Origin of the sequence: Pseudomonas sp. 2995-3, assembly GCF_002742565.1 — a bacterium.
In the GTDB taxonomy this organism is placed as follows: Bacteria; Pseudomonadota; Gammaproteobacteria; order Pseudomonadales; family Pseudomonadaceae; genus Aquipseudomonas; species Aquipseudomonas edaphica.
In genome coordinates, this window is the sequence record NZ_LJSB01000038.1 from 107,204 (window position 1) to 133,030 (window position 25,827).

The window sequence follows — 25,827 nt, forward strand, 5'->3', positions numbered from 1 at the left end:
GTTTGTGCCATAAGCGATACACCCTGTGACCGGTGGGTCGGCGCGGGATTGCAATGGCCGGATGGCTGGGGGATGCTGGCTGCTCTCACGCAGGGAGAATAATAAGAACATGCACAACGATCATTTCAGTCGCCATGCTCAACAGGTCCTCACCGTCACCCGCGGGCAAGACCTCGCCCACGGCCCCGGCAGCGACCCGTCCATCGCCCGGTCCTGGTTGCGGTGCCTGGAGGACTATCACCTCGACCCCGCGCTGACCATGGCGCCCACCGTGCTGGAACACGGGCGCCTGCTGGAAAGTCGCGAGCGCTTGCAGCAAGTGCTGCGCATTGCCGGCAGTGAGATGAACAGCCTGCATCAACAACTTTCCGGCGCCGGCCATGCGGTGCTGCTCACCGATGCGCGTGGGGTGATCCTCAACTGCGTTACCGCGCCGGCCGAGCGCAAGGTGTTCGAGCGTGCGGGGCTATGGCTGGGGGCCGACTGGAGCGAGGCGTGCGAGGGCACCAATGGCATCGGCACCTGCCTGGTGGAGCGCCAGTCGCTGACCATTCACCGCGATGAGCATTTTCGCGGCCGCCACACCGGTCTGACCTGCTCAGCGAGCCCGGTGTTCGATCCCCATGGAGAACTGCTGGCCGTGCTGGATGTGTCTTCTGCACGTGAGGCGGTGTCGCGCCAAAGCCAGTTCCACACCATGGCGTTGGTGAACTTGTCGGCCAAGATGATCGAAAGTTGTTACTTCCTGCGCCATTTTGAAAAGCACTGGCTGCTGCGCTTTCACTTGCAGGCGGAATCTGTGGGGTTGTTCAGCGAAGGGCTGCTGGCCTTCGACGGTGACGGACGTATCTGTGCGGTCAACCAGAGCGCCCTGAACCTGCTGGGCCAGGCGCGGGGCGGTTTGCTGGGGCAGCCGGTGGAAGCGTTTTTCGAATGCTCGCTGGACCAGTTGCTCGGCCGCGCCAGTGCCAATGCCACCGCCAGCTGGCCGTTGCGTACGCGCGATGGCCGGCATTTGTTCGCTGCGTTGCGTGGTCAGGCACGGAGTACACCGCCGGCGCCGATGGCCAAGCCCGAGGCACCGCGCCTGCCGGGCATCTGCCTCGGCGACCCGGTGTTACAGAGTGATTTTCGCAAGGCCCTCAGGGTATTCGAGCGCGACGTGCCCCTGTTGATCAACGGCGAAACCGGCTGTGGTAAAGAAGCCTTCGCCAAGGCGGTGCATCAAGCCAGCCAGCGCGCCGACAAGGCTTTCGTTGCGCTTAATTGCGCCGCCATCCCGGAAAACCTGATTGAAAGCGAGTTGTTCGGTTATCGCGGCGGCAGCTTTACCGGCGCGCTGAAAGAAGGCATGCGCGGTAAATTACAGCAGGCCGATGGCGGCACCCTGTTTCTCGATGAGATAGGCGACATGCCTTTCGCGTTGCAAACCCGTCTTTTAAGGGTGCTGGAAGACCGCGTGGTGGTGCCCATCGGGGGCGCGCCGCAGGCGGTGGACGTCAGAATCATCAGCGCGACCCACCGCGACCTGTTAGCGCGTGTTGCCGACGGTAGCTTCCGCGAAGACCTTTACTATCGCCTCAACGGCCTTGAGATTGCCGTGCCGCCCTTGCGCGACCGTAGCGACAAAGCGCAATTACTGGCGTTTTTGCTGGCGGAGGAAGCCGCAGGGCAAGCGGTGGTGCTAGATGAGCCAGCGCGCCGCGCTCTGCTGGACTACGCCTGGCCGGGAAACATTCGGCAATTGCGCAACGTGTTGCGTACTTTGGCGGCGTTGTGCGAGGACGGGAAAATCAGCGTTGAAGACCTGCCGCCCATCATTCGCCAACCGCGCCCCGTGAGGGCTTTAGATCCCCGTCAGGGGGGCGTTCTGGACGATGCAGAGCGCGTAGCGTTACTCAATGCACTCAAACAGCAACATTGGCACATGTCCCGCACGGCAGAAAGTTTAGGCGTTAGCCGGAATACGCTTTACAGGAAGTTACGCCGGCACGGAATTGAACGTTGTTCACACGCGTGATCTGCGCGTTGTTACTGCAGCCCTCATAGTGCCCGCTTTTAGTCGCCCATGAGAGAAGTGGGTTGAAACGTTTGGATAAACCTTGCCTGATGTTTTTTGTGTGATTTGTATAGTTGTGAGCCACTCAGTCTCTGAATAGTTACTTGTTTTTATTCGGGTTCGGGTGTGGAAATGACAAATATTGAAGCAGTAAAAGTATCACCCATCTTATCCAGTACAGGGGCCGATGAGCCTCCTGCGGCTGGCGCCAGGGTTAGCACCGATAAAGCACATGATAAACGCAACACGGATGCTCAGGTGCCTGACACCCCCGAAACCCGGGCGGTGGCTGACGCTCAGTTGGCGAGGCCCTACGCGTTAGCATTAGCGACGCGCTCCTTTCACACCTCAATGGGGCCAATGGATGTTCAAGTGCCTGCGCAGTCCACACTCGGTCGTTGGCGGACCCAATTGGACGACGCCTTTAAAAGCCGGGGGTTTTTATCGTGGGCGAAAGAACAGGGCCTTGATAGCAAAAGCCTCAAAGTGGATCCGTTCGCCGGGGAATTGACGGGAATTGTAAATGGCAAGATTCACACTTTTTCCTTAGAAGACAATTCGGGTTGGTCGGACATCTCCAGGGTGCTGTTGTCGATTGCCAGGGTGATCGCTCCAAAGCCTGGGCAGGCGTTCAGTTATCCTTGGCCGGACGGTAAGGTGCCGCTGTACACGGTGGGTCGATTTTACGCAGAACCTATTGATCTCTCCCCTTCGCAAGCCGCTGCGCATCGAGAGAAACTGAGGGCCGGGTCAGCGTTTGAGTTCGCACCTGTGGGTCATGCGTCCCAGCGATCTGTCGAGGCGTTAGTGGAGCAGGGCGAGGCGCTGGGTGATGACGCTAATCGTCATGCACTTATCGCGGCGCTGAACGCCCAGGTAGACGATGCTGAAGGGAAAATAGATCTGAATAACGTTATGGTCCCGATTGACCGACGTTCAAGTTTATTTATCGAGGAGCAGCGCCGGGAGATAAGTGTTGCTCAGATGCTCGAAAATAAGGGGCATAAGCTACCTGGCAACCGTGCGCAGGCGCTTGGCTTGGCGAACGCACTCTCCTTTGACCTTGCCCATCGGATGCCTGGGGCCGACGGTGGGGGCGTCAGGCATATTGCGGGACTGCTGAATAAAACCGCGTTGCGCAAGATGAAGGCGGTAGTGGATCCGTGGAAGTTGAAACATGCAAGCCCGGCTCCTGATTCTCACGCAGGAGCCGGCAGTTTTATACGTAGCCTGATGAACAAGCCTGGGGCGCCTGCCCAGAAGATGATTCTGGACAATCCCTCATTGGCATTGGACCAGCTCATTCGGACGACCGATGCACAGACGTTGGGACTGGACATACAAAAAAGAATCAGCTCAGCAGAGTCGCCTACCGGTGCGATTGAGGCATTGACTGCGGCACTCTTGCAGGACCTTGATCCTAACCCAGATAAGTCATGCTTCAACGTGGCGGGTTATAACCTCTATCAGCGCGACAATATGGGGGCTAGCGCTTCTGAGATTGTTAAACGTTTTACGACTTATCTTGAAACTAAGCTGGGCGCGGATGTGGCCCCTCTTGCTGCGCAGCTATTACTGTCCGCCGTCGCCCCTGAACTCAAAGTAAAAAATATTCCTCCCGAACTTGTTTTTGGGTCTTATACGTGGGCGGAATTTTCTATAGCGGTTGCACTGGTAGAGCAGGGAGATCGCGGCGGCGCATCGGGAAACATGACGTTTCGTCAAATAGTGGACTATGCCGATGTGCAACTTAATATTCTTGAGGATGAGGACGCGTTAGCAAGCATGTCGATCAATCCGCTTAGGGCGTGGGGGGTCGCTAACAAGGTGATAAAATACAGCCCCGACAGTAAATATACGCCTGAGGAAGTTGAGCAATCACAGCGCGTGTTAAAAAAGCAGAAAAGGGAGCTGGAATGGGCACGCACTGAGTTGTTGAAGCCGCCACCGACGCGGGAGTCGGAGGCGCTGTCTGAGTTCAAACGGGTGTACCCGGATGTTGATCCGACGAAGACAACCTTATGCAGTGTCATGGATAGCCGTTATATCGTATCGCCACTTGATGTCTATATGACGAAGCCTTTTGAGCCAGACAGGTGGAAGTCACGTGATGAAAAAGAGTTGCCTTGGACGCAGATGAAGTCTCGCTTTTCTGAGCTTGATAACAATATCGGTCAAACGTTTGCTGAGAAGTTTGAAGGCTATAAAAAGACTCAGGCTGCGGGGTGGGCTATTCAGTTCAAATATCAGGCGTCTTTGCTGTCTATGGCTGAACAGGAGCGTATAAGTCAATCAACTGTAACGTTCATGCGAGTGTCTCGTCCTTTTTTGGGCACAGAGGAAACGAACAACCTACAGCTTTACCCCGGGCGCCAACCCCGAAAGCCCACTCCACACGAACTCAAAGAGTTGGAAGGGGGGCAAGGCTTGCTTATGAAAGTTGAGGGCGGGGAGGGGGCGGTTGAGTACTTTAGTTATTTTCCAGCCCTGGGAAAAATTGTTAAGGAAAAGGGAGTGCCGGCAGAGCAGCCAAACTTTGACGATCGCAGGTATTTTTCTCCGGGTTACGAGGCACGAGTCCCTGGCACGTACAATGTGTTTACAGAATTTGCCACCAATAATGAGCGTGATTCGCCTGATGTAATCGGTGAAGCAAGAACGCCGTATTTTTCTCAACGGAACGGTTCGCTGGGTGCCGCGGTGGGTGATTTTTTTACCAAGGATTATGATTATTTAAAAACAAAGCTTTTCGGTGAAACGAGGATTGAAAAGAACACCAGGGCTAATCAGGCTGTCAACAATTTTCTCCTTTCGCTTATTCCCTTCTATGATGGTATTAAAGATGCGATCGACGGCAATGTTGCCGGCGCAGCTTTTAATATCGGGTTCGATTTTTTAGGGTTTTTTCTCCCTGGGGCAAGTGCCGCGAATAGGGCCTTGAAGCTTGGTAAGTCAGCAGGCAAGGTGCTCAAGCGGTCTTTTTTTGCAGGCGTCGGTGCTTCTGTGGGGGTTACCGATATCGTTGATCTGCCGAAAAACTTTAAACGGGGGATAGTCGCCTTAGGTAAGGATTTAAAGACGGTACGCAAACATTCAGATGAGGTGCTTGCTCGACTGAAAGGGAATTACAGATTTTATGAGGTGACAGGAAATTACAAGGAGGGTGATATTGTCAAGGGCTTCTATCAGGTGGAGTCGGACGGTGTAAGCAGGCCAGTAGTTGCGCTATTTAAAAAGGGCGCTTGGTATGCATACAGTACTGTTACCAATACACCCTTTGGCCCTCAGTTAGCACAGTTTGGAGTGCTGAATGCACTGACGCCTTCGGATAAACCATAATGGTTTTAACGGGCGCGGCTTAGCGAAAAAAGTCGCCGCGCCCGTCTGAGTTGTTAATAAGTTCGCGTTTGGTTGAGTCGTCGGGCTGCGATTTTTAGTATCCGTGCGGCTGACGCACTGTGCCTGTGTGCCTGGATCGTTTTTGCCGACGTTGTTGTAGGTCAGTGGCGAGTGTGTATTTTTTTATAGCCTGGAACTGTATGAGGTATTTGTGTCACCTAATGGCTGAAGGAAATGGATGGCTTTCTAATTAAAACTAATTATTAGGCAGAACGTTATGATATTTGCAAATGCAGTTGAACGGCCATTGGTATGCTCAAGAATTTCGAATTTTTTCAGTGGCGGATGGACCAGAAGCGAGCCGCCTAGCCCTGTAAGAACACCTGATGCTCCCAAGATAGAGGGCGCGGCAGCGGCCAAACCCGCAGACGGTAGCAATAACGGTTTTGATCAGGGGTTCATTGATAAACAAGTGACATCCCTCGAAGGTCCGGGGCACGCCAGTGGCCAACGACAGCCGGGGGAGGCCCCTGATACAAATGCCACTGCTTCGCAAGTGGCTGACTATAGAGAAGCGAACAGGAAAAAGTGGCAAACGCAAAAAGATGCTGAAGCCCGTGACAAGTTGTTCGGTCAGCCCACACCGGGTCGAGTCGATGGGCAAGAGGTTCCACCGTTCTCTTCTCGAGCGCTTGAGGAAAATGCAGCGGATTTAAGCAAAGCCTCAGGGGCGGAGTCCAAGTTTGAGCTGGGTAAGGCATATAAAAATGCACTGGTGACTTCATCGATTACTTTGCCAGTTACGATAGTTGCTTTTGTGACCATCGGAACTATCAATGAAACTATTAAACCTCACCTCAGTGCAACCCCCGCTGCTGAGGGTGCCACCGCTGCTGAGGGTGTCACCGTTGCTGAGGGCGCCCCCGTTGATGAAGGAAAGCTCGTCGATCGTAAGCAGACAAGTGTATTTCAAGTGGCCAATACCTTAGCCAATCTGCGGGGCGAAGGGCATGTTGGGCCATCGGACAAATGGGCAGCGCAAACCGATGAGGAACGTTTGGATTCTCTCGATGCAATACTTGACTATTGCGAGCCCGAACTGGTTAAGGATGCACAAAAGTACGGCGTTAAGTTTCAACCTGCTACCTCGGGCGGTGATAGCGACGATATAAAGACCCGCACAGCTGTCATCGATTCCAGGCTGGCGGCCCTGACGGCACTGTTCGGTGTCTTAAAGGGGAAAGTATCGGGCAGTGCCAACTAGTAGGCCGGCGCGTGTCACGGGTCAGGCGATTGGCGGGAACGAGGTCGACGCTGCGCTGAACGCCTGCACTCTGATTGACCTGCACTCTGATTGAAGAGTGCGGGCTTTTCTTGCGGGTGAAGTAATTTTTTATGGCGTGCTTATGTGAGTGCTTCCGGTTTCTGCTGATCTTGCGCATAGCGCTATCGGCGCTGATTGATTGGCATAGAGAAGTGCTGGGCCGGGATGAACACGTTCATCGCGTACGAAAGTGCGCTGCAGCGCCGGCCTGAGCGGCTGTGCAAGTCTAAAAAGATAGCTCGAACAGCAAGGTAGGTGGGAACGCTTAAAGTGTCGAGTTTAACGCTGTGCTTCATCCGTGAGAGGGCGTTGTCTTACAGGGCGTGTTGGCAGGCTCTGGCTGGAACTGTACTGGGTGGGGTGCCCACTCATTCAGGGCAACTGCTTAGAGTGTTTTCATACAATAACAATCATGCTGGTGAACACTATGAACATTATTCCTTCAATGGCCACTTTCATTGCTTCACACCCTGTATCCGTCGACCAGCCTGCTGCGCAGCTCGAGTCGTATAAAGCTGATCCTGCTGATTGGCCTTTGTCGCAAACCAAGGGGGCCATCGAGAGCAAAAACCTCAAGTGGGGAGGTGGAAGGGGGCCGAGGCCTCCATCTCCACCACCTGCTCCAGCTCCTGTGCCGCCGCCGCTACCACCGCGCCCGCGTCCGCCCGTGCCGCCCAAGCCGAAACCAGATCCTAAACCCGCGCCGCCGAGCAAGCCCGGGCCTGCACCCAAGCCCCAGGGCGGTGGGTTCAAGGACGCGGGGAGCACTGTCATGCAGATCAATAAAATCAAGGCCAATGACGAGTTGATGATGGCCAATTTGCGCAAGCAGGCGCCTATCAGTGTGGCGGAGGCTGCCAAGCGAGTTTTTGATGCCGACAAACTGGTCAAGGCCGGTGTGATTGATACCGGGCCAAGCGCCCTGCGCGTTGCTCGTGATGCGGCTATCAGTGCCGGTATCACCGGGATGGTCAGCGCGCCGATCAACGTAGCAGCCTATGCAGGCTCCGTGGCCGCCGGAGAGCGGATCAAGTCTTCTTACGCCCCTGGTGTATTGCCGCCACCGTTTTTGCCCGGCGCCAGCAGCCCGCCCAAAAAGGGTGACGCTGCCGAGCACATTGATTCGACGCCCGATTCGACAGCCGATTCGTCAGGCACGATTGACCAGCGCCTGGATGATTTCGAGATAAAGCTGTTGGGCATGGGCTCCACCGTCATGATTCTGTTGGGCGAGAACAACCGTGTATTTACCAAGAGTGAAAGTTGGCCAACCGATAACGACGCACGCTTAAGCAACCTGGAAAAGATACTCAGGTTCTCTGAGCAACAATTGAAGAAGATCACTCGGCAGAACGGAATTATTTTTAAACCATATAAACCCGGCGAACCCATACCTGCCGATGCAGAAGGGCGTCTTGACCTGATCGACAAGAAGTTCAAGCGCATGGACGAGGCCTATGAAAACCTGCGTTTGCTCGCTGCTTTGAAAGCCAGTCAGCGCAACACTCAAGCACCCGCCATCGCTTGAGGATGGCACTATCGAGCGAAATGCCAGACGCATTTCGCTCGCCCGCTGACCGTTTAAAAGGTGCGATTTCCTACTCCCTGCGCTAACCTGCCTCGATGTTTACGAGGTCAACTATGCACATTCATATTCTGGGTATCTGCGGCACATTCATGGGTTCGATGGCGGTCCTGGCCAAAGAGTTGGGCCATCACGTTACTGGCTCCGACGCCAACGTTTATCCGCCCATGAGCACGCAGCTTCAGGCCCAGGGTATTGAGCTGACCCAAGGTTACGACCCCTCACAGTTCGACCCGGTCCCGGATCTGGTGGTGATCGGTAACGCCATGTCACGTGGTAACCCGGCGGTCGAATATGTACTCAACAAGGGCTTGCCCTATGTTTCCGGCCCGCAATGGCTGGCCGACCATGTGCTGCAAGGCCGCTGGGTTCTTGCTGTGGCGGGCACCCATGGCAAGACCACCACCAGCAGCATGCTGGCCTGGGTGCTTGAGCATGCGGGCATGAGCCCGGGTTTCCTGATCGGCGGTGTGCCGCAGAACTTCTCGGTGTCGGCGCGTTTGGGCGATACGCCGTTTTTCGTGATTGAGGCCGATGAATACGACAGTGCTTTCTTCGACAAGCGCTCCAAGTTCGTCCATTACCGCCCGCGCACCGCGATCCTCAACAATCTTGAGTTCGACCACGCGGACATTTTCCCTGATCTGGCCGCCATTGAGCGCCAGTTCCATCATTTGGTGCGCACCATCCCCAGCGAAGGCCTGGTGATCCACCCGACCACCGAGCCGGCCCTGCAGCGCGTGATCGACATGGGCTGCTGGACGCCGGTGCAAACCACCGGCGCGGGCGGGCAGTGGCAGGTCAAGTTGCTCAGCGAAGACGGCTCGCGCTTTGAAGTGCTGTTCGAGGGTGAGGCCCAAGGCGTCGTCGAATGGGACATGACCGGTCAACATAACGTCGCCAATGCCTTGGTCACCCTGGCGGCCGCACGGCATGTGGGCGTGGTGCCTTCCATGGGCATCGCCGCCTTGAGCGCGTTCAAGAGCGTGAAACGCCGTATGGAAAAAGTCGCAGATGTGAACGGGATTACCATCTACGACGACTTTGCCCACCACCCAACAGCCATTGCGACCACGCTGGATGGCCTGCGCAAGCGCGTCGGTGATGCCAATATCATTGCCATTATTGAGCCGCGCTCCAATTCCATGAAACTCGGCGCGCACCGCGATGGTTTGCCGGAAAGCGTCAACGACGCCGACCAGGTGGTTTGGTACGCCCCGACTAACCTCGGCTGGGACCTGCCGGCGATTGCGGCGCTGTGCACGGTGCCTTCCATCGTGTGCGACTCCATTGAAGCGATCATCGAACACGTCAAACATCAAGCCAAGCCCGGCACCCATGTGGTGGTCATGAGCAACGGCGGTTTCGGTGGCCTGCACGGCAAGCTGGCCGAGGCGCTCAAATGAGTGGCCCGGAACGCATTACCCTGGCGATGACCGGCGCGTCCGGTGCGCCTTACGGCCTGCGCTTGCTGGACTGCCTGGTGCGCGAAGACCGCGAGGTGCACTTCCTGATTTCCAAGGCCGCGCAACTGGTGCTGGCCACCGAGACGGATGTGCAACTGCCGGCCAAGGTGCAGATGATGCAAGCCTTCCTCACCGAGTACACCGGCGCGGCTGCCGGGCAGATCAAGGTGTACGGTAAAGAAGACTGGATGTCGCCGGTAGCGTCCGGCTCCGGTGCGCCGGCGGCGATGGTGGTAGTGCCGTGCTCCACCGGCACCTTGTCGGCGATTGCCACGGGCGCCTGCAACAATCTGATCGAGCGGGCGGCTGACGTGACCTTGAAGGAGCGCCGCCAGTTGATCCTGGTGCCGCGCGAGGCGCCGTATTCGAGTATTCACCTGGAGCACATGCTCAAGTTGTCGAACATGGGCGTGACCATCTTGCCGGCTTCGCCAGGGTTTTATCACCAGCCGCAAACCATCGATGACCTGGTGGACTTTGTGGTGGCGCGCATTCTCAACCTGCTGAACATTCCCCAGGACATGCTGCCACGTTGGGGCGAGCACCATTTGAGCAGCGATGAATAAGGCGCTGCTGGTAATGTTGGCGCTGCAACTGACAGGCTGCGCCACGGCGCGCACGCTGGATGCCGCGCAACCCGGGGCGCCGGTGGTGTATGCAGGCACGCGGCTGGATGTGTATGCGATCAATGGCGGCTGTTGCGCCAAGGATCGATTTGGCGCTGAGGCGCCGAGCTATCCGCATGTGGATCTGCCGGCCAGCGCGTTGCTCGACACCTTGCTGTTGCCGCTGTCGTTATTGACGGTGTTGGGTGTGGGGTTTAACGCAACAGGCGGGCTTTAGTGTTGCGTTGAGTGTGCGGGCCTCATCGCGGGCAAGCCCGGCTCCCACAGGGGAATGCCTTCCAAAGGTGGGAGCTGGCTTGCCTGCGATGGGGCCCGCACAGGCGCTGCTAGATCATTTGCCGAGCTTGCGCAACTCATCCGACTCCACCACCCGCACGCCATCCTGCTCTTCCAGCGCCAGGCGCCACATGGCGCGGGCCAGTTCGCAGACTTCGATACCGTGGTATTTGCCCGGAATCAACCGCGACAACGGCCCGGCGATTTTCTCGGCCAGGCGCGATTCCAAGCGTTCCCCCAGCAGCAACGAAGGCCGCACGATGGTCAGTTGCGGCCAGTCCTGAGCCTTGAGCGCTTGCTCCATTTCGCCTTTGACGCGGTTGTAGAAAATCGAGGACTTCGGGTCGGCGCCAATCGCGCTGATCACGATCAGGTGCCGAGCGCCCATCTCCCGTGCGCGCTTGGCGAAGGCCACCACCATGTCCAGGTCGACCGCACGGAAGGCTTCTTCTGAACCGGCTTTTTTAATCGTGGTGCCCAGGCAGCAGAAGGCGATATCAACCTGGCCGCTCAGTTGCGGCAGGAACACCGCCGGGTCACCCACCGGGTTTTCCAGGTGTGGGTGTTCGGCCAACGGCTTGCGGCTAGGTGCCAGTACGCGGGTCACCGTGGGTTCGTTGAGCAGGCGGTCGAGCAGGTGTTCGCCGGTCAGGCCGGAGGCGCCGGCGAGCAGGATATGCTGAGGTGTCAGGTACATGGTGTTTCCCCCTTGTTACACGTTACAGCTTAGTTGCCTTTGGCTTCCTTGCTATTCATTGAGACGCTTTCGAGCGCCTTTCGTGCCTGCTGTTTACGTAACAATTGCCAGTGGGCGATCACGCCTTTGGGCGCCCAGATCTGCGGTTCAGAGGCTTCGAAGTTGTCCGCCTGTTCACGCTCGGCCACGTGCAGCTGCGCCAGTTTGAAGGCTTGTTGCAAATCGTCGGTCTGGTTGAAGGCCTGGGCGAACAGGGCGTCGCCGAAGTAGGTGAAGTCCGCTTCCTCGGAGCAACCGAAAGACACGCGATCCGCGCGCGAGGCGGTCATGATCAGCGTGTGCTCGTCCTTCAGGGCCGGGATAAACCCACCGGAGTAGCAGGCGGAAATCACGATGATCTTGTCGCGGTCCTTGAGCGGCGCAAGCACGGCGGCCAGCTCATCGGCGGGCAGGTCGGCCAGCTCCATGCGCGGCTGGTCGAGCACCAGTTCATGTTCGTGGGTGCCGTGGCTGGTCATGTAGATAAACACCAGGTCTTGCGGCCCGGTGCGTTCGGCCAGGGTTTGTACAGCGCGGCGCAGGCTTTCGCGGGTGGCCAGCGGGCGGTCGGCGATGTGGTCGCGGTGGTTGACCAGACGAATCTGCCCGCGCGCACCGAAGCGCGTGGCGAGCATGTTGCTGACGTAATCGGCTTCGCGCAGGAACACGCTTTGTTTGCCATCGCCGGCCAATACCAGGGTGTACAGCTCGACGGCAGGCGTGGAGGGTGGCACGGCGGCAAGGGCGGCATCGAGCAAGCGGCCTTGGGCCAGTATGCCGACCTCCAGTGGGTCGGGCAGCAACTTGCCGTCGGCATCGCGCACGCGCATGCCGTTGACCCAAGTGCCGGCCTGCACGGTGCCGTCGGTGAGTACCAGGGTGCCTTTGCCCTGGTAGCTGTCGCTGTCGAAACCGCCGACATAGAAACTGCCGTCGGTGAGGTTCAGACGGCCTTCGCCGCTGAAGCGCCATTCGCTGAACTGGCCCACGTAGTGGCTGCCGTCCACACCGATCAACTCGCCTTTGCCGCTGAGCGCGCCTTCCTTGAACTGGCCGATCCACACGTCGCCGTCGGCGTTTTCATAACGGCCCTTGCCGTTGAGCTGGTTCTGTTTGAACTGGCCGACATAGATATCGCCGTCGGCACTGTTGAAGGTGCCATTGCCTTCAAGCTGGCCATCGACAAAACGACCACTGAACTGGTTGCCACTGTCGTCGTTGCGCTGGCCTTCGCCATTGGGTTTGCCGTGCACGAACTGGCCCTGGTACTGGCTGCCGTCGGCCAATTCCAGGCGGCCAAGGCCGGAATATTGATCGTTTTTGAATTCGCCGCGATAGGTCATCTGCCCCTCTTTGAGGGTGCCTTCGCCGTTGCGTCGCCCATTCTTGAAACCGCCGACGTAGCTGCTGCCCGCCGTGGTCAGGCTGCCTTGGCCATCGAACAGGCCTTGCTGGAACTGGCCTTTATAGACCTCGCCGTTGCTGCCATGCCATTCGCCCTGGCCGTGCCACTGGCCTTTGTCGAACTGGCCGGCGTACCAACTGCCATTGGGGTAGTCCACGCGGCCCTGGCCTTGCAGCAAACCGTTGACCACATCACCCCGGTAACGGCCGCCGTCGGGCAGGCGCGCATCGGGCGGCAACAGCGATTCGCCGTCTCCGCAAGCGGTGAGCAACAGGGCAAGGGCAAGGGGAGCGAGTGGGCGCATAGCGGGATCCGGATAATTGAGCGCCGAGTATGCCGCAGCTGCGAGATTCATACATAAATTTACATACACTGTGGCAAGGTTTATTGCCTCGCCACAGGCCCGGCCTTACACGAAGCAGAGTGACAGCGACTCGGCGATGTAAGCAGGTTTTTCCTGGCCTTCGATTTCCAGGGTGGCGGTGGCCTTAAATAGCCATTGGCCAGGTTTTTTCTCGGTCACGTCGGTGAGGGTGACGTTCAGGCGGACTTTGGAATTAACCTTTACCGGCTGGATAAAACGCACGCTGTCCAGCCCATAGTTGACCGCCATCTTCAGGCCTTCGGGCATGATCAGGATGTCTTCCATCAGCTTGGGCATCAACGACAGCGACAGGAAACCGTGGGCGATGGTGCTGCCGAACGGGGTCTTGGCGGCCTTGATCGGGTCGACGTGGATGAACTGATGATCGCCGGTGGCTTCTGCGAACAGGTTGATACGCGCCTGGTCGATGGTGAGCCATTCGGAACGTCCCAGTTCCTTGCCGACATAATCTTTGAGCTGCGCTACAGGTACATAGGGCATTGCGACTCTCCTTGGTTCATCGATTCTGTTTTTTATGAGTTACAGAGAACCAATGTAGATCATCATGGGCAACCCACTCGGTCAACCCACCATGCTTTTGGCGAATGCCGAAGCATATGGCGGGCGTGCTTATAATGCGTCCCAGCTTTAGAGGGGGGAGAGAGCGATGCTGTTACGGGGCCTGACCTGGCTGGTGCTGTTTCAATTGATCGGCACCGCGATCAACCATTTGCTGTTGCCGGTGCTGCCGGGGCCGATTATTGGCTTGCTGCTGATGCTGGGTTTTTTGATCTGGCGCGGTGAAGTCGGCGAGCCCCTGAGCCTGGCCGCCAGCAGCCTGTTACGTTACTTGCCGTTGCTGCTGGTGCCGCCGGCGGTGGGCGTGATGGTCTACGCCAAGGACATTGCCGCCGATTTCTGGGCCATCATCGGCGCGCTCGTTTTGTCGCTGGTGATCGCCATGGGTTTTGTCGGCGTGCTGATGCAGCGCATGGTCAAGCGCAAGGAGCGCGATCAATGATCGGCGACTGGCAGGGCGCGTGGGCTGCGGTTATTCATCATCCGTTGTTCGGCATCGGCATCACCCTCGGCGCCTATCAACTGGTGCTGGCGGCATTCGAGAAAACCCGCTGGGTCTTCCTGCAGCCGGTGCTGGTGTCGATGCTGCTGGTGATCGGCGTGCTGCTCAGTTGCGGCCTGACCTACGTCGAGTACCGCAAGAGCACCGAGATCATGGGCATCCTGCTCGGCCCGGCGACGGTGGCTTTGGCGGTGCCGCTGTTCTTGAACCTGCGACGGATTCGTCAATTGTTCTGGCCGATTTTTACTACGCTGGTGATAGGCGGGGTGGTGGCCACCGGCTTGTGTGTGTTGCTGGGCTGGTGGTTCGGCGCCGAACATATGATGCTGATGACCATGGCGCCCAAGTCGGTGACCTCGCCGATTGCCATGCTGGTGGCTGAGCAGATCGGCGGGGTGGCCGCGCTGGCGGCGGTGTTTGTGCTGATCACCGGGGTGATCGGCGCGATGATCGGCCCGGCGTACCTGTCGCGCCTCGGTGTGCACAGCCCCGAGGCGCGTGGCATGGCGCTGGGCATGACCGCCCACGCCGTCGGCACCTCGGTGGCCTTGCAGGAAAGTGAAGAGTGCGGCGCCTTCGCGGCGTTGGCCATGAGTCTGATGGGCGTGGGCACGGCGGTTTTCCTGCCGTTGGCCGTGTCGGTGATCGTTTAAACCAGGTTTAAGGAAACCTTTATGAGTCTGGCGCTGTTCCCGCTCAATACCGTGCTGTTCCCTGGCTGCACCCTCGACTTGCAACTGTTCGAGGCGCGCTACCTGGACATGATCAGCCGCTGCATGAAAAAGGGCGAAAGCTTTGGTGTGGTGTGCATCCTCGACGGCAAGGAAGTCGGCATGGCCCCGGACGGCTACGCGCTGATCGGTTGTGAAGCGCTGATCCGCGATTTTAAACAGCAGGACAACGGCCTGCTGGGGATTCGCGTCGAAGGTGGCCGCCGCTTCCGCGTGCGCGACGCCGGCGTGCAGAAGGATCAGTTGCTGGTGGCCGAGGTGCAATGGCTCGAAGAGCTGCCCGACCAGCCTTTGGAAGAAGAGGACGCCGACCTGCTGGCGTTGCTCCAGGCCCTGGCCGAGCACCCGATGGTGGCTTCGCTGGACATGGACGCGCATGCCGAGGGTCAGCAAGCCTTGGGCAATCAGCTGGCGTATCTGCTGCCGTTCACCGAGGCCGACAAGATCGACCTGCTGCAACTCGATGACCCGCAGCAACGCCTGGATGCGATCCAGATGCTGCTCGACGAGTTGCAGGGCGAACTGTTCACTCAGTAGGCGTAGCGCAACAGGGCGTGGGGTGTGCCGGTGAGGGCGATAAAGCTCAGCACCGCCACCAGCACCGGGAGCAGCAGCCACCAGGTTTTCTGCGGCATGGCCGGCAGCGGGCTTCGATACTGGATGACGGCCAGGCTGAAGGCGCACACCGTCATCGCCAGCAGCGTGCCGGCCAGTATGTCCGTGGGCCAATGCGCGCCCAGGTAAACCCGTGACAGCGCAATAAAAGCGGCGGGAATACAGCCCAGCAACATCCAGGTCAGGCGCAGGCGCGTGGGTTGCCCGCGCCCGGCCAGCACCGCCAGTGCGAGAAAGAACGCAAAGGCGCCGGAGGCGTGGCCGCTGGGCATGCTGAAACTGGTCAGTGGTTCTGTGAGGATTTCCGGGCGGCCACGGGCGAAAAACAGCTTGGTGCCCGTGTTGATCACCGCCGCCCCCGCCAACGTAGCACCGACGAACACGGCATGCCGCCATTGCCGCGCCACCAGTAGCAGGCCAGTGAAAATCGCGCTGGCGATAAACATCTTCCTGAATTCACCCAGTTGGGTAATCCGCACCATCACCTCGTCCAGCCACGGGCTGCGATGCTCCTGGACCAAAGCACTGAGGCCCTGATCGAAGTGATTGAGGTGGGGATAGCCGATAAACAGGGCGATCAACAAAGTCAGGCTGGCGCAACCGACCCACAAGGTGGCACGACGATGGCCGCGCAGGCTGCTGTTCAAGCTCAGCCCCAGCAACACCGCGATACACCCGGCGACAATCCCGGCTTCCAGCCAGAAACCTTCCGGCAGCGGCAGGCGGAAGGCGGCGCCAGTGGCCCAGCCTGGCAGCAGGTAGGCCACCGACCAGCCGGCGGCGGCCACAATGCTTACGGCGGCAAAACGCGGGAACGGCATGTCGCACATGCCCGCCACCATCGGCAGCATGGGGCGCAGCGGGCCGATGAAACGCCCGACCAGCAGGCTGGCGATGCCGTACTTGTGGAAGTAGGTTTCGGCGCCGTTCATCCATTCCGGATGGTGGCGTAAACCGGGCAGGCGGCGGATGTTCTGATGGAAGTGTCGGCCCAGGTAGTAGGAAACGCCGTCGCCCAGCAAGCCGCCGAGAAAGCCCAGCAGCAAGGTTTCACTCAACGACAGCGCACCGCTGCCGGCCAGGGCCGCAATGGCAAACAGCAAGACGGTGCCTGGCACGATCAGACCGGCGATGGCCAGGCATTCAACGCACGCGACGATAAATACCGCCACCGCCAGCCATTCGGGGTTCAGTGTGAGCCAGCCAGTAATGCTATCGAGCCATTGGCCCATAAAACTTCACTCCATTTATGTCGGCAGTGGCGATCAACTGTGGGAGCTGGCAAGCCAGCTCCCACATTCGATCTGCTGGGCTGCTTCTGTCTGTTCAAATCAAAAAATAATCACGGCCTTCGACCTGGCCCCGGCGCAGCGGGTTCCGGGTGCAATACGGTGCATAACCCGCATCCACGAAGCGGTACATCAGGTGTTCATCGCGCCCGCTGGGGATGCCCAGGCGGGTGGTCTGGATGATTTGCGTCGGGGTTTGGCCCACGTCTTCAACAAACAGCAGTTCCTGATCGAAGCGCTTGGCGTCCCACATCGGCACTTTCAAGCCCAGGGCTTTGCACAGCAGCGTTTGGCCGGCGCAGAGTTTTTGCGAGGGGCGTGGGTGGCCATTGGCGTCCGGGTTGTTGAGCAGCATCTGCGCCAGGCTCGCCGGGCCGGACAGCTCATCGACCCACGGATAAGCCGATTTGATCAGCACCGCATTGCCGGGGCCGTGAGCGCTGAAGTTCAGTGAATCGCCGCCACGGGCGTAGTACATGTAGATGTGGCCACCATCCAGAAACAAAGCCTTACGCTTTTCTGTGTAACCGAGTGAGGCATGGCTGCCTTTTTCGGCCACGTAATAGGCTTCGGTTTCGATAATTCGCGCCGAAAGCCAGGTTTCACCGACGCGGTGGCGGATGACTTTGCCGAGCAATTCGCGCGCAAGAATTTGCGCGTCACGGTCGAAGAAGCTATCGGGCAGGGCGCTGGCGGGCAGTTGGGGGGCAAAACTGGACATGGCGGTAGGGTTAATACGGCTAAATGTGACCGAATAATAACAACTCCCACCTTAATTACCGCTGAACCCCAAGTTTTTACAGTTCATTTCGACCATCCGCCCCTCACCGCTGTCAGTCGGGCGGCGTCACAGCTATAATCTGCCGCTTTCCTCTTTGCCAAGACTCCCTGACCATGACTGAGTCCGTTCTTGACTACATGACCCGCCTGGGTCGCGCTGCCCGGCAGGCCTCGCGGTTGATCGCCCGTGCGAGCACTGCGCAGAAGAACCGCGCCTTGCTGGCCGCCGCCGATGCTCTGGATGCTTCGCGCTCCGAGCTGGCCGCCGCCAACGAACTGGACCTGGCCAACGGCCGCGCCAATGGCCTGGAACCGGCCCTGCTGGACCGTCTGGCGCTGACCCCGGCACGTATCGACGACATGATCGAAGGCCTGCGTCAGGTGGCCAAGCTGCCTGACCCCATCGGTGAAATCCGCGATATGCGCTACCTGCCCTCCGGCATTCAGGTCGGCAAGATGCGCGTGCCGCTGGGCGTGATCGGCATCATCTATGAGTCGCGCCCGAACGTGACCATCGACGCCGCGAGCCTGTGCCTCAAGTCGGGCAACGCCACCATCCTGCGTGGCGGTTCCGAGGCCATTCATTCCAACCGCGCCATTGCTGTGTGCATCCAGCAAGGCCTGGCCGTGGCCGAGCTGCCGGCCGAAGTGGTGCAGGTGGTGGAAACCACCGACCGCGCCGCCGTAGGCGCGTTGATCACCATGCCGGAATTCGTCGACGTGATCGTGCCGCGTGGTGGCAAGAGCCTGATCGAACGCGTCAGCCGTGATGCCAAGGTGCCGGTAATCAAGCACCTGGACGGCGTGTGCCATGTGTACATCGACATCGCGGCCGACCTCGACAAGGCGATCCGCATCGCCGACAACGCCAAGACCCACCGCTACGCGCCATGCAACACCATGGAAACCCTGCTGGTACACGCTGGCATTGCCGAGCGCGTGTTGCCGCCGCTGGCTGCCATCTACCGTGACAAGGGCGTGGAACTGCGTGGCTGCGAACGCACCCGTGCACTGCTGGGCGCGGACGTGATCGAAGCGACTGAAGACGACTGGTACACCGAGTACACGGCGCCGATCCTGTCGATCCGCATCGTTGATGGCCTGGACCAGGCCATCGAACACATCAATAAATACGGCTCCAAGCACACCGACGCTATTGTTTCCGAGCATTTCAGCGATGCCCGGCGTTTCCTCACCGAAGTGGATTCCGCCTCGGTGATGATCAACGCCTCGACGCGTTTTGCCGACGGCTTCGAGTATGGCCTGGGGGCGGAGATCGGCATTTCCACCGACAAGCTCCACGCACGCGGCCCGGTTGGCCTGGAAGGCCTGACCAGCGAGAAGTACGTGGTGTTCGGCGACGGTCATGTGCGCACTTGATGGGTAAACGCATCGGGCTGCTCGGTGGCACCTTCGACCCCGTGCACATTGGCCATTTGCGCAGTGCCCTGGAAGTCGCGGATGCCCTCGCGCTGGATGAGTTACGCGTGATGCCTAACGCGCGGCCACCCCATCGCGATATGCCGCAGGTGTCTGCGCAGCAACGCCTGGAGATGGTGCGCCTGGCTGTAGAAGGTATACCGCCGCTGGTGGTGGACGACCGCGAACTCAAACGCGATAAACCGTCCTACACTGTCGACACCCTGGAACTGATGCGCGCCGAGTTGGCCGCAGATGACCAGTTGTTTCTGCTTTTGGGCTGGGACGCATTTTGCGGCCTGCCCTCTTGGCATCGCTGGGAGGAACTCCTCCAGCATTGCCACATCCTGGTTTTGCAACGCCCGGATGCCGACAGCGAACCGCCGGATGCCTTGCGCAACCTGCTGGCCGCGCGGTCGGTAAGTGACCCCTTGGCCCTGACCGGGCCGAACGGGAATATTGCATTCGTCTGGCAGACCCCGCTTGCGGTGTCCGCCACCCAGATCCGTCAACTGCTGGCCAGCGGGAAGTCGGTACGTTTCCTGGTGCCTGACGCGGTCCTGGCCTACATCGATGCGCACGGGCTTTACCGTGCGTCGAACTAAAAGGCGCGCTTGATCGCACGAACATTCGTGCAGCGGGCGCCCGAACATACGAGCAAAACGAGTTTTATATGACGAACAAAGACGTAAGCAAAGTTAAGCGCAAAGGCACTTTCAAAAGCGCCCCGCTGCCAGTAGAAGCGCACACCGGCCCTGAGCTGGCTGGCGAAGAGCTGGTAAAAGTCGCCGTGGCTGCCCTGGAAGACGTTAAAGCCCAGGACATCCAGGTGCTGGACGTGCGCGACAAGCAAAGCATCACCGACTTCATGATCATTGCTACCGGTACTTCCAACCGCCAGATCGGCGCGATGCTCGACAAGGTTCGCGAAGCCGTCAAAGCCCAAGGCGTCAAGCCACTGGGTGAAGAAGGCAAGGGCGACAGCGACTGGGTACTGCTGGACATGGACGACGTGATCGTTCACATGATGACCAGCAACGCCCGCCAGTTCTACGACCTGGAGCGTCTGTGGAAAGGCGCCGAGCAGAGCCGTGCGGCTGATGGCAAGCACCACAGCCCGGAAGTGGGCCATGCGCACTTCGACAAGCTCAACAAAGACCAGGAATAAGGAACGGCTGTGCGCCTGCGTCTGATCGCTGTCGGTTCACGCATGCCCAAGTGGGTGGAAGAAGGCTGGCACGAGTATGCCAAGCGTCTGCCCGCTGAGCTGTCGCTGGAGCTGGTGGAAATACCGCTCAACACCCGGGGCAAGAATGCCGATGTGGCGCGCTTTATCCGTCAGGAAGGCGAAGCCATGCTGGCCAAGGTCGGCCCCAACGAGCGCATCGTCACCCTCGAGGTGCACGGCAAGCCCTGGAGCACCGAGCAGTTGGCGGTGGAGCTGGATCGCTGGCGCCTGGACTCGCGTACCGTCAACTTCATGGTCGGCGGCCCGGAAGGGCTGGCGCCGGAAGTCTGCGCGCGGGCGGACCAGCGCTGGTCGCTGTCGGCACTCACGTTGCCGCACCCGTTGGTAAGGATTCTGATCGGTGAACAGCTGTATCGCGCCTGGACAGTTCTGTCCGGGCACCCTTACCACAAATAATCTGCGCCATTGCCGATGACCCAGCCGATCCGCATCAAGGACCACGAGAAAGACGCACGTCTGGTACGTTCGCGCGTGGTGTTTGGCGCTTTTTTGGTGGTGGGCTTGATTGCGGTGCTGATTGCGCGCCTGTATTACCTGCAGGTGATCCAGTACGACTATCACTCCACGTTGTCGGAAAACAACCGGGTGCATGTGCAGCCGATCCCGCCGACCCGCGGGCTGATTTTCGACCGCAATGGCGTGGTGGTGGCGGACAACCGGCCCAGCTTCAGCCTGAGCATGACCCGCGAGCGTTCCGGCGACTGGCAGCAGGTCCTCGACGTAATCGTCGAGGTACTGCAACTGACGCCGGAAGACCGCGTGATCTTCGAAAAACGCATGAAGCAGGGGCGTCGGCCGTTCGAGCCGGTGCCGATTCTGTTCGAGCTCAACGAAGAGCAGATCGCGCGCATTGCGGTGAACCAGTTCCGTTTGCCAGGTGTGGAAGTGGTGGCGCAGTTGGTGCGGCATTACCCGCAAGGGGCACACTTTGCGCACTCCGTCGGCTACATGGGGCGCATCAACGAGAAAGAGCTGAAAAGCCTCGATCCGGTGAATTACAGCGGCACCCACCATATTGGCAAAACCGGCATCGAGCGCTTCTACGAGCCGGAGCTGCACGGCCAGGTGGGTTACGAAGAAGTTGAGACCAACGCCCGTGGCCGCGTGCTGCGTGTGCTCAAGCGCACCGACCCGATCCCTGGCAAAGACATTGTGCTGAGCCTGGACATCAAATTGCAGGAAGCGGCGGAGATGGCCCTGGGCGGTCGTCGTGGCGCCGTCGTCGCGCTCAACCCGGCCACCGGCGAAGTGCTGGCGATGGTCAGCCAGCCGAGTTTCGACCCGAACCTGTTTGTGACCGGTATCAGCTTCAAGGCCTATGCCGAGTTGCGTGATTCCATCGACCGGCCGTTGTTCAACCGTGTGCTGCGCGGGCTGTACCCGCCGGGTTCGACCATCAAGCCGGCGGTGGCGATTGCCGGTCTGGATTCGGGTGTGGTCACGGCATCGAGCCGCGTGTACGACCCTGGCTACTACATGCTGCCCAACTACGATCACAAATACCGTAACTGGAACCGCACCGGTGACGGCTATGTCGACTTGGACACCGCAATCATGCGCTCCAACGACACCTATTTTTATGACCTGGCCCACAAGCTGGGGATTGATCGGCTGTCTGCCTATATGGGCAAGTTCGGCCTCGGTCAGAAAGTCTCCCTGGATATGTTCGAAGAGTCCCCTGGCTTGATGCCGTCGCGGGAGTGGAAACGCGCGACCCGTCGTCAGGCATGGTTCCCGGGCGAAACCCTGATCCTCGGCATCGGTCAGGGCTACATGCAGGCCACACCGCTGCAACTGGCCCAGGCCACCGCGCTGGTGGCCAACAAAGGCGTGTGGAACCGCCCGCACTTGGCCAAGACCATCGAAGGCCAGAAGCCTGTGGATGAAAACCCGATTCCGGACATCGTGCTGCGCGACCCGTCCGACTGGGCCAAGGTCAACCACGGCATGCAGCAAGTGATGCACGGTGCCCGTGGCACGGCGCGCAAGGCCGCGGCGGGCGCGCAATACCGCATTGCCGGCAAAAGCGGTACGGCCCAAGTGGTCGCGATCAAGCAGGGTGAGAAATACGACCGCTCCAAGGTTCAGGAGCGTCACCGCGACCACGCCTTGTTTGTCGGCTTTGCGCCGGCCGACGACCCGAAAATCGTGGTGGCGGTGATGGTCGAGAACGGCGAGTCCGGCTCTGGCGTCGCGGCGCCTGTGGTGCGTCAGATCATGGACGCTTGGCTGTTGGCCGACGACGGCAGACTCAAATCCGAATATGGTGGCCCCCCTTCAAGCACCGAGGTTACGGCCCGTGAAGAGTAATTTTGACCGCATCCTCTCCAGTGAGGATGTGATGCGTCGGCGTGCGACGTTGCTGCAGCGCCTGCACATTGATGGCCCGTTGCTGATCCTGCTGTTGACCTTGGCGGCCGGCAGCCTGTTCGTGCTGTATTCGGCCAGCGGCAAGAACTGGGACCTGCTGATCAAGCAAGCGTCCTCGTTCGGCCTGGGCCTGCTGTCGATGGTGGTGATCGCCCAGTTGGAGCCGCGGTTCATGGCGCGCTGGGTGCCCTTGGGGTATGTCGCCGGTGTTTTGCTGCTGGTGGTGGTGGACGTAATGGGCCACAACGCCATGGGCGCGACCCGCTGGATCAACATTCCCGGGGTAATTCGCTTCCAGCCGTCGGAATTCATGAAGATCCTGATGCCGGCGACCATCGCCTGGTATTTGTCCAAGCGCACCTTGCCGCCGCAGCTCAAGCACGTGGGCATCAGCCTGATATTGATCGGCGTGCCGTTCATTTTGATTGTGCGCCAGCCCGACCTCGGCACCTCGCTGCTGATCCTGGCGGGCGGGGCGTTCGTGTTGTTCATGGGCGGCCTGCGCTGGCGCTGGATCCTCAGCGTGCTGGCGGCGGCGATCCCGGTGGCGGTGGCCATGTGGTTCTTCTTTATGCATGACTACCAGAAGCAGCGGATCCTGACCTTCCTGGATCCGGAAAGTGACCCGCTGGGCACCGGCTGGAACATCATCCAGTCCAAGGCGGCGATTGGTTCCGGCGGCGTATTTGGCAAAGGTTGGTTGCTGGGCACCCAGTCACATCTGGACTTTTTGCCCGAAAGCCACACCGACTTCATTATTGCGGTAATGGGCGAAGAGTTCGGCCTGGTGGGCATTTGCGCGCTGTTGCTGATCTATTTGCTGCTGATTGGTCGCGGCCTGGTGATTACCGCCCAGGCGCAGACGCTGTTCGGCAAATTGCTCGCCGGCAGCCTGACCATGACTTTTTTTGTTTACGTTTTCGTCAACATCGGTATGGTCAGTGGCCTGTTGCCGGTGGTTGGGGTGCCGTTGCCGTTCATTAGCTACGGCGGAACTTCGCTGGTGACATTGATGTCAGCGTTTGGGGTTTTGATGTCGATTCACACGCATCGCAAGTGGATCGCGCAGGTTTGAATAAGGTGAAGATGTCAATGCAAGTAATGCGCGGCTGGGCGACTCGGCACGCGTCCTGGATGGGCCTGATTGGGCTGCTGGGCGCGACGCAAGAGGTGCAGGCCGGTGACTACGATGGTTCACCCCAGGTCGCCGAATTTGTCGGTGAAATGACCCGCGACTACGGTTTTGCCGGTGAACAACTGATGGGCGTGTTCCGTGAAGCCCAGCGCAAGCAGGCGATCCTCGACGCGATCTCGCGTCCCGCCGAGCGCGTCAAACAGTGGAAAGACTACCGCCCGATGTTCCTCACCGACGCCCGTGTGGCGCGGGGCGTGGACTTCTGGCGCCAGCACGAAGCGGTGCTGGCCCGCGCCGAGCAGGAATACGGCGTGCCGGCCCAGGTGATCGTCGCCATCATCGGCATCGAAACCTTCTACGGGCGCAACACCGGCAGTTACCGGGTGATCGACGCCTTGTCGACCCTGGGCTTCGATTACCCGCCACGTGCCGAGTTTTTCCGCAAGGAGCTGCGTGAGTTCCTGCTGCTGGCCCGTGAAGAACAGGTCGACCCGTTGACCCTCAAGGGCTCCTACGCTGGTGCGATGGGCCTGCCGCAGTTCATGCCGAGCAGTTTCCGGGCGTATGCGGTGGATTTCGACGGCGACGGCCACATCAATATCTGGAGCAACCCGGACGATGCCATCGGCAGCGTGGCCAGCTACTTCAAGCGCCATGGCTGGGTGGCTGGCGAACCGGTGGTGATCCGCGCCGATGTCACCGGCGAGCGCGCCGACGAAGGTTTGACCCAAGGTATTGAGCCGGTCAAGACCGTCGGGGAGTTGCGAGCGCTGGGCTGGTCGAGTCAGAATGCGCCACGCGATGATATGCCGGTGACGGCGTTCCGTCTCGAAGGCGCAAACGGCCCGGAATACTGGATGGGCCTGAAGAATTTTTACGCAATCACGCGTTATAACCGCAGTGTGATGTACGCCATGGCCGTGCATCAGCTGTCAGACATGCTGGTCCAAGCACGGGGCAACAAGTAATGCGGGTATCGCCGTTCCAAAAACCGCTCAAGCTGGTGGCGTTCGCCGCGTTGTCCTTGCTGGTTGTCAGTTGCTCCTCCACCACCAGCCGTGCTCCGGCGCCGAAGGGCGGCGCTGTCGTTCGCGCCCAGCCGGGCCTGGACATCAACCGCGCGCACAAAGACGGCGCGCCGTGGTGGGATGTCGACGTATCAAAGATCCCGGATGCCACGCCGACCCTGCACACCGGGCCTTATAAAGCCAACCCGTATACCGTGCTGGGCAAGAATTACTTCCCGCTGCAGGAATCCAGGACCTACTCGCAAACGGGCACGGCGTCCTGGTACGGCACCAAATTCCATGGCCAGAACACCGCCAACGGCGAAGTGTATGACCTGTACGGCATGAGCGCGGCCCACAAGACTTTGCCGCTGCCCAGCTATGTACGCGTGACCAACCTGGACAACCACCGCACGGTGATCCTGCGGGTCAACGACCGTGGGCCGTTCTATTCGGACCGGATCATCGACTTGTCCTACGCCGCCGCGAAGAAACTCGGTTATGCCGAAACTGGCACCGCGCGTGTGAAAGTCGAAGGTATCGACCCGGCGCAGTATTGGGCTCAGCGTGGCAAACCGGCGCCATTGATGCTCAACGAGCCGCAAACCCCGCAACCGCAAGTGACCGCCTCGGCGGGCAAGATCGAGCAGTGGACACCGCCACCGGCGCAGCACGCACCCGATACGGTCGTGGTGCCGCATGCAGCGCCAGGCGCATCTACAGTCGGCGGCCAGTACCTGCAGGTCGGCGCTTTCGCCAACCCGGATGCGGCAGAACTGTTAAGGTCCAAGCTCAGCGGTATGGTCAGCGCGCCAGTGTTTATCAGCTCCATCGTGCGTAACCAGCAAACTCTGCACCGTGTGCGCATGGGCCCGATTGGTTCGCCAAGTGAAGTGGCGCACGTGCAGAACAGTGTGCGCCTGGCCAACCTGGGGCAACCCAGCGTCGTCACGGCTGAATAAGTAAAAGGA

Annotated in this window: 23 protein-coding genes; 18 read left to right on the top strand and 5 right to left on the bottom strand. The window is 59.5% G+C overall.

Annotation, left to right across the window (positions count from 1 at the left end; genetic code table 11):
- Nucleotides 1-109 precede the first annotated feature (109 nt).
- The 7 genes from AOA62_RS00730 (at nt 110) to AOA62_RS00760 (ending at nt 10,616) form a co-directional block, all read left to right on the top strand.
- Complete coding sequence (locus AOA62_RS00730) at nt 110-2,020, top strand: sigma-54-dependent Fis family transcriptional regulator (protein ID WP_017136033.1); 1,911 nt, start codon at nt 110-112, stop codon at nt 2,018-2,020.
- Between the two features lie 171 nt (nt 2,021-2,191).
- Entirely contained in the window at nt 2,192-5,398 is a 3,207-nt protein-coding gene (locus tag AOA62_RS00735) for a hypothetical protein (RefSeq protein ID WP_143521705.1), read from the top strand.
- Between the two features lie 277 nt (nt 5,399-5,675).
- A complete protein-coding gene (locus AOA62_RS00740; protein ID WP_143521707.1) occupies nt 5,676-6,662 on the top strand; it encodes a hypothetical protein in 987 nt (328 codons plus the stop codon).
- Between the two features lie 487 nt (nt 6,663-7,149).
- A complete protein-coding gene (locus AOA62_RS00745; protein ID WP_256592222.1) occupies nt 7,150-8,250 on the top strand; it encodes a hypothetical protein in 1,101 nt (366 codons plus the stop codon).
- Nucleotides 8,251-8,363: 113 nt separating this feature from the next.
- Nucleotides 8,364-9,713, top strand: coding sequence for a UDP-N-acetylmuramate:L-alanyl-gamma-D-glutamyl-meso-diaminopimelate ligase (mpl, locus tag AOA62_RS00750; protein WP_017136037.1), 1,350 nt, complete (start codon nt 8,364-8,366; stop codon nt 9,711-9,713).
- Nucleotides 9,710-10,339 carry a flavin prenyltransferase UbiX gene (gene ubiX, locus AOA62_RS00755; protein WP_017136038.1) on the top strand — a complete coding sequence of 210 codons (630 nt, stop codon included), beginning with the start codon at nt 9,710-9,712 and terminating at the stop codon, nt 10,337-10,339. Before mpl ends, ubiX begins: the two co-directional genes overlap by 4 nt.
- On the top strand, nt 10,332-10,616 hold the full coding sequence (locus tag AOA62_RS00760; protein ID WP_099547584.1) for a YceK/YidQ family lipoprotein: 285 nt from the start codon (nt 10,332-10,334) through the stop codon (nt 10,614-10,616). Before ubiX ends, AOA62_RS00760 begins: the two co-directional genes overlap by 8 nt.
- Before the next feature lie 114 nt (nt 10,617-10,730).
- On the opposite strand, the gene AOA62_RS00765 is transcribed toward AOA62_RS00760, so the two are convergent.
- From AOA62_RS00765 to AOA62_RS00775, 3 genes are all read right to left on the bottom strand, one after another.
- The gene (locus AOA62_RS00765; protein WP_017136040.1) at nt 10,731-11,372 is read right to left on the bottom strand and encodes an oxidoreductase; all 642 of its coding nucleotides are present in this window, start codon (nt 11,370-11,372) and stop codon (nt 10,731-10,733) included.
- A 29-nt stretch (nt 11,373-11,401) separates the two neighbouring features.
- On the bottom strand, nt 11,402-13,120 hold the full coding sequence (locus AOA62_RS00770; RefSeq protein WP_017136041.1) for a C13 family peptidase: 1,719 nt from the start codon (nt 13,118-13,120) through the stop codon (nt 11,402-11,404).
- Nucleotides 13,121-13,225: 105 nt separating this feature from the next.
- Nucleotides 13,226-13,681, bottom strand: a complete 456-nt coding sequence (locus AOA62_RS00775; RefSeq protein ID WP_099547585.1) for a MaoC family dehydratase — start codon at nt 13,679-13,681, stop codon at nt 13,226-13,228.
- 166 nt (nt 13,682-13,847) lie between these two features.
- On the opposite strand from AOA62_RS00775, the gene AOA62_RS00780 reads away from it, so the two are divergent.
- The 3 genes from AOA62_RS00780 to AOA62_RS00790 are packed head-to-tail and all read left to right on the top strand — an operon-like array spanning nt 13,848 to nt 15,529.
- The gene (locus AOA62_RS00780) at nt 13,848-14,201 is read left to right on the top strand and encodes a CidA/LrgA family protein (RefSeq protein WP_017136042.1); all 354 of its coding nucleotides are present in this window, start codon (nt 13,848-13,850) and stop codon (nt 14,199-14,201) included.
- Entirely contained in the window at nt 14,198-14,914 is a 717-nt protein-coding gene (locus AOA62_RS00785; RefSeq protein ID WP_017136043.1) for an LrgB family protein, read from the top strand. The genes AOA62_RS00780 and AOA62_RS00785 overlap by 4 nt, the downstream gene beginning before the upstream one ends.
- A gap of 21 nt (nt 14,915-14,935) precedes the next feature.
- Nucleotides 14,936-15,529: an LON peptidase substrate-binding domain-containing protein gene (locus AOA62_RS00790; protein WP_017136044.1), complete on the top strand. Its 594-nt coding sequence runs from the start codon at nt 14,936-14,938 to the stop codon at nt 15,527-15,529.
- Here AOA62_RS00790 and AOA62_RS00795 read toward each other — a convergent pair.
- On the bottom strand, nt 15,523-16,839 hold the full coding sequence (locus tag AOA62_RS00795) for a bifunctional DedA family/phosphatase PAP2 family protein (protein WP_017136045.1): 1,317 nt from the start codon (nt 16,837-16,839) through the stop codon (nt 15,523-15,525). The genes AOA62_RS00790 and AOA62_RS00795 overlap by 7 nt on opposite strands.
- A gap of 94 nt (nt 16,840-16,933) precedes the next feature.
- Nucleotides 16,934-17,617, bottom strand: a complete 684-nt coding sequence (locus AOA62_RS00800; protein ID WP_099547586.1) for a DNA-3-methyladenine glycosylase — start codon at nt 17,615-17,617, stop codon at nt 16,934-16,936.
- 173 nt (nt 17,618-17,790) lie between these two features.
- Between AOA62_RS00800 and AOA62_RS00805 the strand changes: the two genes are divergently transcribed.
- From AOA62_RS00805 to AOA62_RS00840, 8 genes are all read left to right on the top strand, one after another.
- Entirely contained in the window at nt 17,791-19,056 is a 1,266-nt protein-coding gene (locus AOA62_RS00805; RefSeq protein ID WP_099547587.1) for a glutamate-5-semialdehyde dehydrogenase, read from the top strand.
- Entirely contained in the window at nt 19,056-19,700 is a 645-nt protein-coding gene (gene nadD, locus AOA62_RS00810) for a nicotinate-nucleotide adenylyltransferase (RefSeq protein ID WP_017136048.1), read from the top strand. The genes AOA62_RS00805 and nadD overlap by 1 nt, the downstream gene beginning before the upstream one ends.
- A 68-nt stretch (nt 19,701-19,768) precedes the next feature.
- Complete coding sequence (gene rsfS, locus AOA62_RS00815; protein ID WP_003215432.1) at nt 19,769-20,263, top strand: ribosome silencing factor; 495 nt, start codon at nt 19,769-19,771, stop codon at nt 20,261-20,263.
- Nucleotides 20,264-20,272: 9 nt separating this feature from the next.
- Complete coding sequence (gene rlmH / locus AOA62_RS00820) at nt 20,273-20,740, top strand: 23S rRNA (pseudouridine(1915)-N(3))-methyltransferase RlmH (protein ID WP_003176297.1); 468 nt, start codon at nt 20,273-20,275, stop codon at nt 20,738-20,740.
- Nucleotides 20,741-20,755: 15 nt separating this feature from the next.
- Entirely contained in the window at nt 20,756-22,654 is a 1,899-nt protein-coding gene (gene mrdA / locus AOA62_RS00825) for a penicillin-binding protein 2 (RefSeq protein WP_017136049.1), read from the top strand.
- A 31-nt stretch (nt 22,655-22,685) separates the two neighbouring features.
- Nucleotides 22,686-23,789, top strand: coding sequence for a rod shape-determining protein RodA (gene rodA, locus AOA62_RS00830; protein ID WP_050547734.1), 1,104 nt, complete (start codon nt 22,686-22,688; stop codon nt 23,787-23,789).
- A 17-nt stretch (nt 23,790-23,806) separates the two neighbouring features.
- A complete protein-coding gene (gene mltB / locus AOA62_RS00835; RefSeq protein ID WP_017136051.1) occupies nt 23,807-24,817 on the top strand; it encodes a lytic murein transglycosylase B in 1,011 nt (336 codons plus the stop codon).
- Nucleotides 24,817-25,818, top strand: coding sequence for a septal ring lytic transglycosylase RlpA family protein (locus AOA62_RS00840; RefSeq protein ID WP_099547588.1), 1,002 nt, complete (start codon nt 24,817-24,819; stop codon nt 25,816-25,818). The genes mltB and AOA62_RS00840 overlap by 1 nt, the downstream gene beginning before the upstream one ends.
- Nucleotides 25,819-25,827 lie beyond the last annotated feature (9 nt).

Coding starts and splice junctions, on each gene's coding strand:
- AOA62_RS00785 (WP_017136043.1), top strand. CDS start 14,198: ATGATCGGCGACTGGCAGGGCGCGTGGGCTGCGGTTATTCATCATCCG.
- AOA62_RS00740 (WP_143521707.1), top strand. CDS start 5,676: ATGATATTTGCAAATGCAGTTGAACGGCCATTGGTATGCTCAAGAATT.
- mltB (WP_017136051.1), top strand. CDS start 23,807: ATGCAAGTAATGCGCGGCTGGGCGACTCGGCACGCGTCCTGGATGGGC.
- nadD (WP_017136048.1), top strand. CDS start 19,056: ATGGGTAAACGCATCGGGCTGCTCGGTGGCACCTTCGACCCCGTGCAC.
- AOA62_RS00760 (WP_099547584.1), top strand. CDS start 10,332: ATGAATAAGGCGCTGCTGGTAATGTTGGCGCTGCAACTGACAGGCTGC.
- AOA62_RS00790 (WP_017136044.1), top strand. CDS start 14,936: ATGAGTCTGGCGCTGTTCCCGCTCAATACCGTGCTGTTCCCTGGCTGC.
- mpl (WP_017136037.1), top strand. CDS start 8,364: ATGCACATTCATATTCTGGGTATCTGCGGCACATTCATGGGTTCGATG.
- AOA62_RS00795 (WP_017136045.1), bottom strand. CDS start 16,839: ATGGGCCAATGGCTCGATAGCATTACTGGCTGGCTCACACTGAACCCC.
- rodA (WP_050547734.1), top strand. CDS start 22,686: ATGCGTCGGCGTGCGACGTTGCTGCAGCGCCTGCACATTGATGGCCCG.
- AOA62_RS00765 (WP_017136040.1), bottom strand. CDS start 11,372: ATGTACCTGACACCTCAGCATATCCTGCTCGCCGGCGCCTCCGGCCTG.
- AOA62_RS00800 (WP_099547586.1), bottom strand. CDS start 17,617: ATGTCCAGTTTTGCCCCCCAACTGCCCGCCAGCGCCCTGCCCGATAGC.
- mrdA (WP_017136049.1), top strand. CDS start 20,756: ATGACCCAGCCGATCCGCATCAAGGACCACGAGAAAGACGCACGTCTG.
- ubiX (WP_017136038.1), top strand. CDS start 9,710: ATGAGTGGCCCGGAACGCATTACCCTGGCGATGACCGGCGCGTCCGGT.
- AOA62_RS00770 (WP_017136041.1), bottom strand. CDS start 13,120: ATGCGCCCACTCGCTCCCCTTGCCCTTGCCCTGTTGCTCACCGCTTGC.
- AOA62_RS00745 (WP_256592222.1), top strand. CDS start 7,150: ATGAACATTATTCCTTCAATGGCCACTTTCATTGCTTCACACCCTGTA.
- AOA62_RS00780 (WP_017136042.1), top strand. CDS start 13,848: ATGCTGTTACGGGGCCTGACCTGGCTGGTGCTGTTTCAATTGATCGGC.
- AOA62_RS00730 (WP_017136033.1), top strand. CDS start 110: ATGCACAACGATCATTTCAGTCGCCATGCTCAACAGGTCCTCACCGTC.
- AOA62_RS00805 (WP_099547587.1), top strand. CDS start 17,791: ATGACTGAGTCCGTTCTTGACTACATGACCCGCCTGGGTCGCGCTGCC.
- AOA62_RS00840 (WP_099547588.1), top strand. CDS start 24,817: ATGCGGGTATCGCCGTTCCAAAAACCGCTCAAGCTGGTGGCGTTCGCC.
- AOA62_RS00775 (WP_099547585.1), bottom strand. CDS start 13,681: ATGCCCTATGTACCTGTAGCGCAGCTCAAAGATTATGTCGGCAAGGAA.
- rsfS (WP_003215432.1), top strand. CDS start 19,769: ATGACGAACAAAGACGTAAGCAAAGTTAAGCGCAAAGGCACTTTCAAA.
- AOA62_RS00735 (WP_143521705.1), top strand. CDS start 2,192: ATGACAAATATTGAAGCAGTAAAAGTATCACCCATCTTATCCAGTACA.